The following is a 14,247-nucleotide window of genomic DNA, read 5'->3' as shown; positions in this document are numbered from 1 at the left end:
TATACAAACTAGTAAACTGATCCGAGCACTTGTCAGTGAGGGCAGCGTGTAAGCTCACAGTTAAAGCGATAATTCATTGCTACACTAAAAAAAAATAAAAAACATTAGGTAGCTAACATGCGCACATGGTTACTTGTTTTGGGCTTTACGTGTTTTGCCGTTCTAGCCGATACAAAGGTGTCATTGTGGAATGCACATAACCCATCTCAATATCTCGATAACGCGATTGCTGAATTTGAAAAACAAAGCGGCGCTACCGTCGAGAAAAACAATTTTCTTTCAGAGCGTTTACGCGAAGAAGTGCTTAATCAAGCGCGTACTAATACCTTGCCAGATATTCTGTATGTACCCAGTGATTTTGTGGGCATGCATGATCTTATTTCATTGGCTCCAGTACCTGAAGACTGGATTATTCCGCAGCTTGAACAACGGGTATTAGCTGCCGGGTATACGGATGGCGAGCAATACGGCATTCCTTTGTTTCAAGGTAATCACCTAGTACTTTATTACAATAAAGACTTGGTGAAACAACCAGTGAAAAGCTGGGCAGAGTTATTAGAGCAGCAAACACTACTGAGTGCCGATGGGCGCGATGCCATTGTTTGGAATTATCGAGAAATGTATTGGTTCATTCCTTTCCTAACCGCCTATCAAGGTTGGTTAATGGAGGACGGTAACATCACTCTCGATACGCCTGAAATGCAAAAGGCATTAAGTTATTACAAGCAGCTGAAAGATATAGGTCTCGTTGATTCAAGCTGTAATCATGATTGTAGCGTTGAACGTTTTAAAAATGGAGACGCAGCTTACATGATTAATGGTGATTGGATATACAAAGAACTTAAGCAAAGCGTGGGCGATAAACTTGGCGTGAGTGTATTACCTAGCATAGCGGGTAAACCCATGTTGCCAATGTTTTCTGGTTACGTTTTGGCTTTTCCTCGTTTGGCGGAAACAGACACTAATTATGAACAGATAAAACAATTTAGTTTGTTTATGCAGCAATCCACATCGCAAGATATTATTTATGAACAAGGTGGCTTAATTCCTGCCAATCTGGATGTGCTTGAGCAAAAAATAAATAGTGATACTGAGAACGACCAGCAAATGCTGCAACAAATGGCAGAAACCAAGGCTATGCCCAGTGATGCTGAAATGACAATTGTATGGTTGGCTATGGAACGCGGGTTTAATCGCTATATTGATCATAGTTATTCGGTCGAGCAAGCCACCAAATTTATGCAAAATGTTGCCGATAAAGAAGTTCGTAAACGCGGAAGCAAAAAATGACCATTAGGCTTCGGTCTATCACCTTTATATTGTTAATCTTTGTTGCCATTATTCCGGTAACCGTACTGTCGTTTACGCTCTATAAGCAAATGTATAGCTTTGTTTATAAGTCGGTAGACAGTCGTTTGGTGGCGTCTGCTAATCAAATCACCGCGGAGTTGTCGCACAGCAACGAGATTTTAACTAATGGCTTACGTTTGTTGTCTGAACAAGACAGCATAGTGAAAGGCATTGATGATCTGCTGTTTTCAATTCACCTGCCGGACGTACTCGCTAATTTTGTATTGGATACACCGTTGATTGAATCACTGTATTTGGTGGAAGCTGATGGATATGTGATTGAGTCCTATGGCGGAAATATTCTTGCGTTAGAGCAATCTAATATTCTTCACAATCGTTTCGAGTCACCCTTCAAAATCAAAGATCTCGACTCAAAAAGCAAAGTTTATCTAATCGACAATTATTCATTGGTAAACAAAGGCGGGCGTCACCATAGTTTGGTTCATGTGGTGCCAATTTACTCCGACAAAGCCATCGATCATATACATGTGAGAGGTTATCTGATTGCTGTTGTGCCTATTTATAAACTGGGCTCAACGGTAGAGAAAGAGCTTCAAGCTGACGAAAGCCTAGCGGTGTTTTACCGTGAAGAACAGCTAGAAGGTAACTTGATTGGCGATGATGAGTATGATGTTACGCATTCAAGCAGATTGATTATTAGCGGGCGAAATTACCAAAACTCTGTATGGCTTAAAATTAAAGTTGGCCAGCGCTTAGACAGCTTAACTCATCAAGTAAAAGAGGCCATGGCACCCGGTATGGCAACCAGTGTAGTAGTGATTGTGGCGATTATTCTCGTTGTAATGCTATTTGCCCACTTGGTCGCCAAAGCCTTTGGCCAATTGTATGCGCTGATCCGCGACTTTGAAAAAGGCCGAGAAGCCGACTGGGTTGCAGACGGCAAAGTGACAATTCGTGAATTTGCCGATGTTGCTAATTTGCTCGCTGAAATGAAATCGACAATTGGTGAACAGCTTCGTACGGTAAACCAAAAGAACGAAGAACTGGCCAAAGTAGATAAACTGCGGGCAGGCTACTTAGAAGAAGTTCAAACACTTAACAGCCAATTAGAGTTTAAGGTGGAAGAGCGCACAAGGGATTTAGAAGAATCCATGGATAACCTGGCTCAAAGTAACTTCTTCTTCCAACAATTGGTGCAATTTAGACGAGTGCTTGAAGCCAGTGTTGGCAATCGGCAAATCTCTCGAGATGCATTACGTATCCTTGCGATGTGCTTTCCCAATATGGGTTTGATAATCCATTTGCCTAAATCGCGCGGCCATCGCACAGTTTATGAAAGTTTGTCGCTAGAGATTGATAGTTTTGAGGTATTGCAAAACCGCGTATCAGAAAAATCTCGGCAACGTTGGGATCGCTTTAGCATTGAGTTTAAGCAGCAACTGGTGAATGTTTTTGGTATTCGTTGTGGCGGTGGTGAAATGGGTTGGCTATTGGTCAATGAACCAAAACTTAGTGAAGAGTACAGCAATCGCATTTTGTTGTTTATTACTGAGCTGAGCGCTTTCTTGGAAAACCGTACCCTGAATGAAGAGCTAGATCATGTTGCCAGAACCGATTCGTTAACTGGGATCCGCAATCGCCAAGCCTTTGATGAGCTTCAATTTACCTTGGAAACCCAATTAGATGCCGAAGTGGGATTGTTCATTATTGATGTTAATGGCCTTAAACAAATGAATGATGAAAAAGGCCATGAAAAAGGTGACCAATTGATTATCTCGGTCGCTAAAGTTATGGCGGAGTGTTGCCAAGGTATCACCTCTGATTTTTACCGCATTGGTGGTGACGAATTTGCCATTGTGTTGGTAGGAGAGCAGTTGGTTAATGCTGAATTGTTAGAGCAAACCTTGCAAAACAAACAAAATAACCAGGTAGGGATCGACTTAAATAGCTTTGGCGGAGAGCCTTTAGTGAGTTTCTCTTTGGGTTATGCCTCAACCGGTGATGTTGATTTTAGCGGCTTATATAAACTGGCTGACCAAAACATGTACAGCAATAAACAACGCTACTACGCCCAGCTTCGTCAAACTCAACTTTAGTCGAGCTTCCCTTGTAGTATTGGCCCCATCAGTGTAAATTCACGTCTCTTGTAAAAGCACTAAAAACTAGACCAAGGAACAGCAAATTATGCGCATTATTCTTTTAGGCGCTCCAGGTGCGGGTAAAGGTACCCAAGCACAATTTATTATGGAGCGTTATGGCATCCCTCAAATTTCTACTGGTGACATGCTTCGTGCAGCTGTAAAAGCTGGCACCGCATTAGGCATCAAAGCAAAAGAAGTAATGGATGCAGGACAACTGGTCTCAGATGAGTTGATCATTGGTTTAGTAAAAGAACGTATTCTTGAAGACGATTGTGCCAAAGGCTTCTTGCTAGATGGCTTCCCTCGTACTATTCCACAAGCAGACGCAATGAAAGAAGCCAGCATTAACATTGATGCTGTTTTGGAATTTGACGTTGCCGATGAAGAAATCGTAAAACGCATGAGTGGCCGTCGTGTTCACCCAGGCAGTGGCCGTGTTTACCACATTGTATACAACCCACCTAAGGTTGAAGGTAAAGACGACGTTAGCGGCGAAGACTTAGTTATTCGTCCAGATGATGAAGAAAGCATCGTTCGTGACCGTTTAGCTATTTATCATGAGCAAACTAAACCATTAGTAAGCTACTACGGTAAAGAAGCTGAACAGGGCAATAGCAAATACTTTAAACTTGACGGAACTCAGTCAGTTGAAGCTATCAGCAATCAATTAATTGAATTGCTTGATTAATTGCTCATCACGATAAGAAAAAAGCGGCTTTTGCCGCTTTTTTTTATGCCTAAAAATGCCGTACACTGTGTCATCTATATATAGGGAATAGTTGAATGCCGCAAAACGACAGCGAATTAAAATGTGCCGTAATTATGGTAAACCTAGGTACCCCAGACGAAGCTACGCCAAACGCCGTTGCTAAATTCTTAGGTCGATTTTTATCAGATAAACGTGTGGTTAATCTGCCCAGAATACTCTGGTTGCCCTTGTTGTATTGTGTCATCTTGCCACTGCGTTCACGTAGAGTTGCTAAGTTGTATCAGCAAATTTGGCTAAAAAATGGCTCTCCGCTAAAAGTCATTAGTGAGCAAATTCATCAAAAAGTGTCAGCCAAACTTCGTGGCAAGGTTGAAGTGTACCTAGCCATGACGTACAGCTCACCTGATATTCAGGAGGCTGTTAATGAGGTGCTAAAGGCTGGCCATCAAAAAGTATTGTTGTTGCCTATGTACCCGCAATATTCGGTTTCTACTACCGCCCCAGTATTTGATGCTTACGCAAAAAGTCTAAAGAATACCTATAACTTGCCCGAGTTACGTATGGTGAAAGAGTACTATGCTGAGCCCGCTTACATTGAAGCATTAGCCAATTCAATTAAGCAACATTGGGAGCTCACCGCGCGCGGCGAGGTATTACTGTTTTCATTCCATGGCATTCCCGAACGTTATGCTAGAAATGGCGACCCTTATCCACAACAATGTGAAGATACCGCGGCTAAAGTGGCAGGCTTGTTGGGATTAAAACAAAACCAATGGCGTTTATGTTACCAGTCGCGCTTTGGTAAAGATCCTTGGGTGAAACCTTACACCGATCAGCTGCTTCATCAATTAGCTGAGCAAGGGGTTAAATCGGTAGATGTTATTTCGCCTGCTTTTTCAGCAGACTGCTTAGAAACCATTGAAGAAGTGTCTTGTGAGTTACGTGATGAGTTTTTAGAGGCGGGCGGTGAACAGTATCACTATATATCTGCGTTGAACGATAATCCTGAGCAAGTAGAGTTATATTGCCAACTTATTGAGAAACATACTCAGGGTTGGTAAATCGTTAACGATTGATAAAATAAAGCCTCGCAATAGTTGAACACTATACGAGGCTTTTTCGTTTTAACGCCCTTTTCCTAGCGCGTCTTCAAATTCGTAAGGCGACAATATTAGCCCTTCTTCTAGCTCGTTCGGGAATACAGCCACGTATAGTTCGTCACCGGTTAACCCTTCTGTCCATCGGCTTCGCCACTTGTTCAGTGAAATAGCTTCTGCTTTACAGTGTGCCCAATCTCCAGTGGCCCAGTCTTCGGCAAATTCTTTACTTGGCCAAACAGGAACACAGTCCTCGTCTTCAGAGTTGAGCATAACGCAGCCGTCATCATCAATTAAGATCCACAGCTGATTCTGTGCTTTGCTTTCTTTAATCAGGTATTGCAGGCGTGATTGACTGTCAGACTTAGCGACAGAGTTTGCATCAGACATAAATCGTCCTCGGTTGCGGTGATTTAAGATTAGAGTAATCCAAATAGAGCTAGGCGTCATATAAAAGGGCCAAGTGCTTGGTTGAATGCTTAATATTCAAACGAGAAATGACTTAGTCGCTACACTTATGTGATCGTTGTCGTTAAATGTGCGATGTTTAGTCAAGTTGTGGCATAATGCGCGACCAAACTTTTTAGCAAAGTGATTACACGGCAAATTGGCCGCGGTCACTAAACCATGCGGAATATTTACATTGCTTACTTCTTCTAATATCACCATGCAATTTGGCGCTAAGCCATTATTTGAAAATGTCTCAGTTAAATTTGGCGAGGGTAATCGTTATGGCCTAATTGGGGCAAACGGTTGTGGTAAATCGACCTTTATGAAGATATTGGGTGGTGATTTAGAGCCAAGTGGCGGTAATGTTTCTAAAGATCCCAACGAACGCATCGGTAAGCTAAAACAAGATCAGTTTGCCTACGAAAATAATGCGGTTATCGATACCGTGATTATGGGCTACGAAGAGCTGTGGGCAGTTAAGTCTGAACGCGATGCTATTTATGACAACCCTGAAATGACCGAAGAAGACGGTATTCGTGCCGCTGAGCTAGAAGCCGAGTTTGCCGAAATGGATGGTTACACTGCTGAAGCACGTGCAGGCGAGTTATTATTGGGTGTAGGTATTCCCATTGAACAGCATTATGGCCCAATGAGTGAAGTTGCGCCGGGCTGGAAGCTACGTGTATTGCTAGCCCAAGTATTGTTTGGTGACCCAGACATTATGTTACTCGATGAACCTACCAACAACTTGGATATTAATACTATTCGCTGGTTAGAAGGTGTGTTGAACGAGCGTAACTGCACCATGATCATCATTTCGCACGACCGTCACTTTTTAAATAGCGTATGTACTCACATGGCTGATTTAGATTACGGCGAACTACGCACATTCCCAGGCTCGTACGACGAGTACATGACCGCTGCTACCCAAGCACGTGATCAAATGCTGTCTGACAATGCCAAGAAAAAAGCGCAAATTGCTGAGCTAAAAACCTTTGTTAGCCGTTTCTCTGCCAACGCCTCTAAGTCTAAGCAAGCTACGTCTCGTGCTAAGCAAATTGATAAAATTCAATTGGCCGAAGTAAAACCTTCAAGTCGTCAAAACCCATATATTCGTTTTGAAGAAGAGAAAAAGTTACACCGTTTAGCAGTACAAATTGAAGGTTTAGAGAAAACTTACGAAGAGACCTTATTTAAAGATCTAGATCTAATGGTTGAAGTGGGTGAGCGTATTGCTGTTATCGGCCCTAACGGCATTGGTAAAACTACATTCTTAAAGTGTTTGATGGGTGATACAGAATTTGGCGGCAGCATTAAATGGTCTGAAAATGCGCAGCTTGGCTACTATGCACAGGATCACTCAGCTGACTTTGAAGAAGATAAAAACTTGATTGATTGGATGTGGCAGTGGGGCAAAGAGGGCGACGACGAGCAAGTAATGCGCGGTACTCTGGGGCGTTTATTATTCTCACAAAATGATATTAAAAAGTCAGTAAAAGTCATTTCTGGTGGTGAACAAGGCCGTATGTTGTTTGGAAAAATGATTTTACAAAAACCAAATGTAATGGTGATGGACGAACCAACCAACCACTTGGATATGGAATCTATCGAATCATTAAACTTAGCCTTAGAAAACTACCCTGGCACGTTAATCTTTGTAAGCCACGACCGAGAGTTTGTTTCAAGTTTGGCTACACGTGTGATTGAGATGACGCCAGAAGGTATTGTTGATTTCCATGGCACTTACGAAGAGTACTTAGCGAGCCAAGGCCTAACGGCTTAAGGTTGCTCTGAACCCTTAAACAAGAAAGCAGCCATTGGCTGCTTTTTTTATTCCAAAAATATACTTATTGTTTTGCACAAGACTTGGTGAGTGCATTTAACCATTGTATTAAAGCTGTATGATTAGCTGAGCGTGGGTAGCAGGCATTAAGCCAGTAATGCTTACTGTATTTGCTTTGCTCAATATCTAACTCCACTAAACGGTTCTCTTTGGTGGCAAGAGAGCGACAACCACCGCTAACGAAGGGGTGCTGTTGAAGCATGCTAATTAAGTTCTCCACTGAGTCGGTTTCTGCCAATTGCTTAAAAGGTAAACCTTGCTCGCTCATCAGTTGCTTAATTTTGCTATAAGTATCGTTCCAACCAACCACCGAAAACTTTATAAAAGACCAGTGTTGTAACTCTTCTAAGCTAATTTTTCGCTGTAGTTTCGCGAGAGGGTGATCTTCGCCTGCTAGCATCACCATGGTTTGCTGGCTAATGGGTTCTTGATGAATAGTGGATGGAAACTCATTGTTATGGTACTGAATGCCATAAGATATACGGTTATGTTGAATATCAACTTCAGCGCCTGGATACCACGTTTTAAAACACCAAGTAGCATTGGGAGCCTGAGTTAATAATGCTTTGGAAAAAGCGCTTCCGTATTGGTGGCTAAAAGTACTGTTTAGTGCAATTGAGTACTGTTCAGTTAACTGCTCTGGTAAAAATTCTGCTTGTGTAGAAATAGTCGACAATAAGGCATCTAATAAATGGGGTACTCTTAAGTAAATTCGCTGACAATATGGTGTAGCAATGAGTTGATTATTGCTTCTTACAAATAAGGGATCGTTTAGTATTTGTCGTAGCTTATCTAATCCCCTGGCTACCGCCGATTGAGATACGTACAACTGTTGTGCCGCTTTGTAGGTACTGGATGTTTCATATACCGCACGTAATATTCTAAGTAGTTTTAATGACAACTGGTCATAAGCTCTGGTGTCTAATTTTTGCAAAATCTCTCCTAATATTGCCGCGCACTATAAGTCGCAAACCGACTTAATTGAAGTCTTATTTAGCGTTAACTTGTCTTAGGGCAAATAAGTAGAATTAGCGCGATTTTTTAATGACTTAACGCTCGTTTTAACGACAACTTCTGAACAGTGTTTAACCGCCAGGTTATTTGTTAGTCATTGTTAATCACTCGATTATCCAAACCTCAAATTTGAGATTAAGCCTACCGGTAGGGTATGGCTTAGTGGCGTTTTTGGCTTGTATAGACCCGTAAACCCTCGAGTTAGAAAACTTGAGGTAATCTGATCCTATAACAAGGTTGTATTGATGAAGAAAGTTAGTTTGCTAACGGCTGCAGTGGCCTTAGCGTTGTCTGGTTGTGGCAGTGATTCAAATGATTCACCGAGCAGCCCTTCGCTGTTCACCGTGACCGCTATTGATGGCTATTTAGCCAATGCAGATGTGTACGCTGGAGATAGTTGTGAGTTAAGAGTGGGCGCAACAGATGACAAGGGAGAACTGTCATTATCGGTAGAGCATGCAGACAAAACCATTTGTATAAAAGCGATTGCCGGCGTAACCGTTGATTCCAACCGAGGGGTAGTGGTAGATGAGTTCGAATTAGCGGCTCCTGCGGGTTCTGCAGTAATTAGTCCAATGACTAACCTAGTGGTTGAGCAAATGATTACTGACGACAGCTTAAGCCAAGAGCAAGCTGAAGCCGCAGTGGTAGATTCGTTTAATAGCGAAGACTCTGACGTGGTGTATACCGAGCAAGACATTTTTGGAGACTACATTGAAGCGGCTGAAAGCGGGGACGAAAAAGCTGAAGCGGTTAACATTGTAGGTGAAACTTTAGTTGATAATGATGATGTTTTAGATCCGTCTGAACAGCTAAAAGTAATTGAAGATGTGTCAAAAGAGACATCAGAAATTATTGCTGACCCAGCGAAAGATTTAGAGCACTACTCTCCCGTTGTAGTGGTTGACCCAACAAATGGCTACGAGAAAGTAGAAACAAATTACCGCCCATATGTAGATCTGGAGCAGTTACCCGCTCCGGTTAGCATTGAGCTAGGTGAAAGTGTTGATCAAGACGTAAGCCTTTATTTCAACGATGCTAACGAAGCAGATGTACTTAGCTATTCAATGGATGCCTTTGATAGTGGTTTAAGTATCGATTCTGACTCAGGCATTATTAGCGGCACGCCTCAAGTCGCAGGGCAGTTTACTTTATATGTTTATGCTAGTGATCAAAAAACACGCTCATACCCCTTGGTCCTTGAGTTAAATGTTAGTTCGCCTAACCAAGCGCCAATAGTTAATACTGCCACGCAACAACAAATTCAAGAGCAGTTACTCAAACTCGAACTTAGAGCTAATGAGCAAGTAAACGAAACAATCGATCTAACGCAACTATTTGAAGATGATGATGCACTGATTATTTCTGCTGATTCTAATGTACCGGGATTAACACTAAGGGTTGAACAAGAGCAGTTACTATTGGGTGGTACACCGACCACACGCGGTGACTTTGTGTTGTCTATTGGCGCCAGTGATTCAATTAATGCTGAAGTAAGAGCTCACTTTGCTATTGCGGTAGCAAAAGCGTTTAACCACGCCCCAGAAGTCAACAAAACTGCTCAAACCCTAGTACAAGAGCAGCTAAATGCATTAGAGCTTAAAGTAGCTACATCGGTTGACTCTGTTATATCGCTGAGTGGTCTGTTTACCGATAATGAAGATTTCACGTTAACGGTAAGCACCGACGTGCTTGGCTTAAGTGCAAGCTTGGAAGCAGATAACTTACTACTAGTTGGCACTCCAACTAAGCAGCAAACAGGCCGTTTAACGGTATCTGCGACTGACAGTGAAAACCCAGCAGTAGATAGTAATTTTGCTTTAGTGGTTGCCGCAGCAGATCTACCGGTAGATCCCGTTGAACCAGTGGTTCCGGTAAAGTACCGATTTAAAGAAGAGCACTTTGCTAAGGCCGGCGCGTGGCGCATGGGCGAAGTAGGCATGGATAATGATGGGATTGAATTTGGTTGGGTTTCGCTGCGTATCGTTGACGGTGAAAAACAATTTTGTTGGAACCCTCATGAGCATGACATTAAAGATGCCGCCGATTTAGTTGACGTAGAAGCAAATCCACCGGCTGAAGAAGAGTGGCGTTGTGACCCGGTTACCTTGAATCAAGATGGTAGTTTAAGCATGGCTGGAGATGACGAAGGAGATGCTGACTTCTCTTTTGTCGCCACCTTTGAATATGCCAAAGACAACCATTACCAGATCATGTTTGCTATGGATAATGAGTTATTCTGGCTCGACAGTAATGATACACCGTTTACTCACACTGCAGCAGTGCCTGTCGCTAACAATACTTTATATCAAGCAATTGAAGATCACCCCGATGGGACTGATGTATTCTTACAGCAAGTTGTTTACAAGCAAACTAGCCAAAATATTTATCTAAACTCGGCGCTTAAAGCGGGTAGCTTCGAAGCAATGTGGCCACATCATAATTGGGGCGAACAAGGGTTTAGTGGTGACTGGACAGTTACTGCTGAAAATGACATACAACGATTAAACCTAAGTAGCTCAGATGAAGGTGATTTCACTTGGGTTTACATGCGCACTTTTGGTGAGGGTGAGCAGGTGTTAAGTATCATTTATGACCAAGCTGAGGGCGAATCGCTTTTCACTTTGCTGGAGTCAGAAAACTTAACGCTTATCGAAAGTACCATTCAACAATGGAACCCATCACAAAACCCTGAACACAATGTCGAAGCGTTGATTGGTAAGAACTGGTACTACACCGAATATGGTAGTGACGATGGTGATGATTCTACCAGCAACTTCACCCGTATTTGGTGTGATACAGCGTTGTTTGAAGACGGTAAGATGTTTATGAACCATCGTAGTCCAGAAAACTTAACCTCTTGTGATACACAAGCTGACATTGAAGTGGGCGAGTACAAAATTGTAAACAATAAACTGTCTATCCGTATTACGGCTGATGTTGACGATACAATAAGTGCAACGCAATTTGAGTACACCGAGCTATTTATTCAAGCCCTTGCTGATGATCTATCAGAGGGCGCGTTTATGGTTGAAGCGTTTGGAGGCGAACGTTATGCCTATTATAGTGATTTGCAAGAAGCGGAGAAACGCTTACAAAGTAAATCCAGTGATGCTTGGTTCAAACGTGCATTCGATTTTTACTTACCTAAAAGTGAAGCATTACAGTATCAGCTAGGTACGGTGTCACTATCGATAAAAAAAGACACTAGTGACCTAGGAGCGTTTTACGATGCGGATCTTTACTTTGACCCTGCGGATGGTGAAAGTATTAGCTGCTCTGCGATAAGAGAGTTTTACAGTGCTTTCACCTTAAACGGTCCGGATGGTTTTAGCGTTACTAGTACTGAATGTTTCGATTTAGTCGAAAATGGCGTGCAATCAGCGGCATATGACTTTGATTTTAGTCGAGCTCTGAATGATGGAGATACTTATAGCTTCATTGGTAAGGTAAAAGACGACCAAAGCCAGTTTATGGAAGCGGTTAAATACAATATGCAATGGGTAGAGACTAACTCTGCAAATTAATTGTTAGTGGTTTTCTAGCATAGATACTTTTACAACAATCCCTGCCTCTATGGCGGGGATTTTTCTTTTTGGTGTTTTAAAAGCCTTTAGATACAAAAAAGCCAGTAGCGTTGCTACTGGCTTTTGATAGTGAGCCTAGCGTTTAAAGCTGGTCAACTAACTTAACCGCATCGCCAATGTAGTTGGCAGGGGTCATTTTCTTCAACTCATCTTTCGCCGATTCTGGCATATCTAAACCGTCGATAAAGTTGCGCATTGCTTCTGCGTCCACTCGCTTACCGCGAGTTAACTCTTTCAGTTTCTCGTATGGCTTTTCAATACCGTAACGGCGCATAACGGTTTGTACTGGCTCGGCCAATACTTCCCAGTTGCCATCAAGATCTTTCAATAAGTTTTCTTCGTTTACTTGCAACTTGCTTACGCCTTTAAGCGTAGCTTGATAAGCAATTAGCGAGTAACCCATTGCCACACCAAGGTTACGTAATACCGTAGAATCGGTAAGGTCACGCTGCCAGCGAGAAACCGGTAGTTTAGCGGCTAAGTGACCGAACAATGCGTTGGCGATGCCTAAGTTACCCTCAGAGTTTTCAAAATCAATTGGGTTCACTTTGTGTGGCATGGTAGAAGAACCAATTTCACCAGCAATGGTTTTTTGCTTGAAGTGACCAAGGCAGATATAGCCCCAAACATCGCGGTCAAAATCTAACAAAATAGTGTTAAAACGGGCAATGGCATCGTACAACTCGGCAATGTAATCGTGCGGTTCGATTTGCGTAGTGTAAGGGTTCCACTGAACACCTAAACTGGTAACGAATTCTTCAGAAAACTGGTGCCAGTCTACCTCTGGGTAAGCAGAGATGTGAGCGTTGTAGTTACCTACAGCACCGTTAATTTTACCTAAAACTTCCACTGCTTCGATTTGTTTAAGCTGGCGACGTAAACGTGCTACTACGTTAGCCATTTCTTTGCCCATAGTACTTGGTGAAGCCGGCTGCCCGTGAGTACGAGATAGTAACGGTGTTTCACGCAGTTCTTTAGCAAGACTGGTAATCGCATCAATTAGCTGTTGCAGGTAAGGCACTAATACTTCGCTACGTGCTTCACTTAGCATTAAAGCGTGAGACAAGTTGTTAATGTCTTCAGAAGTACAGGCAAAGTGAATGAACTCAGATACGGCGTTAAGCTCTGCGTTACCTGCTACTTTTTCTTTAAGAAAGTACTCAACCGCTTTTACATCGTGGTTGGTAGTACGTTCAATCTCTTTAACGCGAGCAGCATCGGCTTCGCTAAAGTTATCGTTAATGCTATCTAAAAAAGCAATGGCTTCAGGAGAAAAGGCAGGCACTTCTGCAATGTTGTTTTGCTGGGCAAGTTTTTGTAACCAACGAATTTCTACCCTTACGCGGTATTTTATTAAGCCAAATTCGCTAAAAATACTGCGCAGTTCAGAAGTTTTATCCCCGTAGCGTCCGTCTATCGGGGAAATGGCTGTCAAGGCCGACAGTTCCATGGTGTTCTCCTAAATTAACTAATCAATGGTGTGTAAAAGTGTTGATGTTTGCTGTAAATAATTCTTTCTTGAAAACAGTAGTTGGCGGCGTTGTCCGCCTAATTGGCGCCACAGTACACAAGCACGAATACCGGCTAAGAGTAATGCACGCACTTTGTGTTGAACCACCGGCTGTTGTAAATAGCTCACGTTACCTGCAACTTGAATGCGTGGCCCTAGCGGGCTAATAATGTCGCTATAGATATCAGCGATGCCACCTAATACTTGTTGGTCGAGTAAGTTAAAATGCTGTAACTGGCGATCGAGTTGGGTAATCCGCTCGCCCATCATATTCATAAGGTCAGGACGTTTATTTAAACGCCGTTCTAACGCTAATAGGCTAACCAAGTAACGAGTGATTTCGGCGTTGCGCTTTTCTTGTTGGCTACTAAGTTGAGCGTTCATTACGCCTAAACCTAGTTTTAGCTCTTCTAGTGAACCAAACACTTCAACCGTTTGATCAGGGTTGGTCACCAAAATACTGTTGAGGCAGGTACTTAAACCGGCTTCTTCACAGTTACTGGTGCGAGCAACGTCTTGTACCAGCTTGGCCGCTTGGCAAATGCCTGCAAAGGCAATAACACGATCAGATAGAGGATTACTCAT

General features: G+C 42.6%; 10 protein-coding genes. 6 read left to right on the top strand and 4 right to left on the bottom strand.

The window, feature by feature from the left end; genetic code table 11:
* The first annotated feature begins 117 nt into the window (after positions 1-117).
* From Q4592_RS17660 to hemH, 4 genes are all read left to right on the top strand, one after another.
* Complete coding sequence (locus tag Q4592_RS17660) at positions 118-1,290, top strand: extracellular solute-binding protein (protein WP_303515614.1); 1,173 nt, start codon at positions 118-120, stop codon at positions 1,288-1,290.
* Positions 1,287-3,407 (top strand): GGDEF domain-containing protein, encoded by a 2,121-nt coding sequence (locus Q4592_RS17655; protein ID WP_303515612.1) that lies wholly within the window; start codon positions 1,287-1,289, stop codon positions 3,405-3,407. Before Q4592_RS17660 ends, Q4592_RS17655 begins: the two co-directional genes overlap by 4 nt.
* 88 nt (positions 3,408-3,495) lie before the next feature.
* A complete protein-coding gene (adk, locus tag Q4592_RS17650; protein WP_303515610.1) occupies positions 3,496-4,140 on the top strand; it encodes an adenylate kinase in 645 nt (214 codons plus the stop codon).
* Between the two features lie 95 nt (positions 4,141-4,235).
* Entirely contained in the window at positions 4,236-5,222 is a 987-nt protein-coding gene (gene hemH / locus Q4592_RS17645) for a ferrochelatase (protein WP_303515607.1), read from the top strand.
* Between the two features lie 63 nt (positions 5,223-5,285).
* Here hemH and Q4592_RS17640 read toward each other — a convergent pair whose 3' ends face one another.
* On the bottom strand, positions 5,286-5,648 hold the full coding sequence (locus Q4592_RS17640) for a DUF2750 domain-containing protein (RefSeq protein ID WP_303515604.1): 363 nt from the start codon (positions 5,646-5,648) through the stop codon (positions 5,286-5,288).
* A 253-nt stretch (positions 5,649-5,901) separates the two neighbouring features.
* Between Q4592_RS17640 and Q4592_RS17635 the strand changes: the two genes are divergently transcribed.
* A complete protein-coding gene (locus Q4592_RS17635) occupies positions 5,902-7,491 on the top strand; it encodes an ABC-F family ATPase (RefSeq protein ID WP_137674732.1) in 1,590 nt (529 codons plus the stop codon).
* 64 nt (positions 7,492-7,555) lie between these two features.
* On the opposite strand, the gene Q4592_RS17630 is transcribed toward Q4592_RS17635, so the two are convergent.
* Complete coding sequence (locus tag Q4592_RS17630) at positions 7,556-8,485, bottom strand: LysR family transcriptional regulator (RefSeq protein WP_303515602.1); 930 nt, start codon at positions 8,483-8,485, stop codon at positions 7,556-7,558.
* A 325-nt stretch (positions 8,486-8,810) separates the two neighbouring features.
* On the opposite strand from Q4592_RS17630, the gene Q4592_RS17625 reads away from it, so the two are divergent.
* Positions 8,811-12,092 (top strand): Ig domain-containing protein, encoded by a 3,282-nt coding sequence (locus Q4592_RS17625; protein ID WP_303515600.1) that lies wholly within the window; start codon positions 8,811-8,813, stop codon positions 12,090-12,092.
* 142 nt (positions 12,093-12,234) lie between these two features.
* Here the strand turns inward: Q4592_RS17625 and purB are convergent, their stop codons facing one another.
* Entirely contained in the window at positions 12,235-13,602 is a 1,368-nt protein-coding gene (gene purB, locus Q4592_RS17620) for an adenylosuccinate lyase (RefSeq protein ID WP_137674735.1), read from the bottom strand.
* 18 nt (positions 13,603-13,620) lie between these two features.
* A complete protein-coding gene (gene hflD, locus Q4592_RS17615) occupies positions 13,621-14,247 on the bottom strand; it encodes a high frequency lysogenization protein HflD (protein WP_137674736.1) in 627 nt (208 codons plus the stop codon).

Origin of the sequence: Agarivorans sp. 1_MG-2023, assembly GCF_030548385.1 — a bacterium.
Taxonomy (GTDB): Bacteria; Pseudomonadota; Gammaproteobacteria; order Enterobacterales; family Celerinatantimonadaceae; genus Agarivorans.
Note: the sequence above shows the minus strand (reverse complement) of the source record. Positions and strands in the feature narration are given on the sequence as shown.

Coding starts and splice junctions, on each gene's coding strand:
- Q4592_RS17660 (WP_303515614.1), top strand. CDS start 118: ATGCGCACATGGTTACTTGTTTTGGGCTTTACGTGTTTTGCCGTTCTA.
- Q4592_RS17655 (WP_303515612.1), top strand. CDS start 1,287: ATGACCATTAGGCTTCGGTCTATCACCTTTATATTGTTAATCTTTGTT.
- adk (WP_303515610.1), top strand. CDS start 3,496: ATGCGCATTATTCTTTTAGGCGCTCCAGGTGCGGGTAAAGGTACCCAA.
- hemH (WP_303515607.1), top strand. CDS start 4,236: ATGCCGCAAAACGACAGCGAATTAAAATGTGCCGTAATTATGGTAAAC.
- Q4592_RS17640 (WP_303515604.1), bottom strand. CDS start 5,648: ATGTCTGATGCAAACTCTGTCGCTAAGTCTGACAGTCAATCACGCCTG.
- Q4592_RS17625 (WP_303515600.1), top strand. CDS start 8,811: ATGAAGAAAGTTAGTTTGCTAACGGCTGCAGTGGCCTTAGCGTTGTCT.
- purB (WP_137674735.1), bottom strand. CDS start 13,602: ATGGAACTGTCGGCCTTGACAGCCATTTCCCCGATAGACGGACGCTAC.
- hflD (WP_137674736.1), bottom strand. CDS start 14,247: ATGAGTAATCCTCTATCTGATCGTGTTATTGCCTTTGCAGGCATTTGC.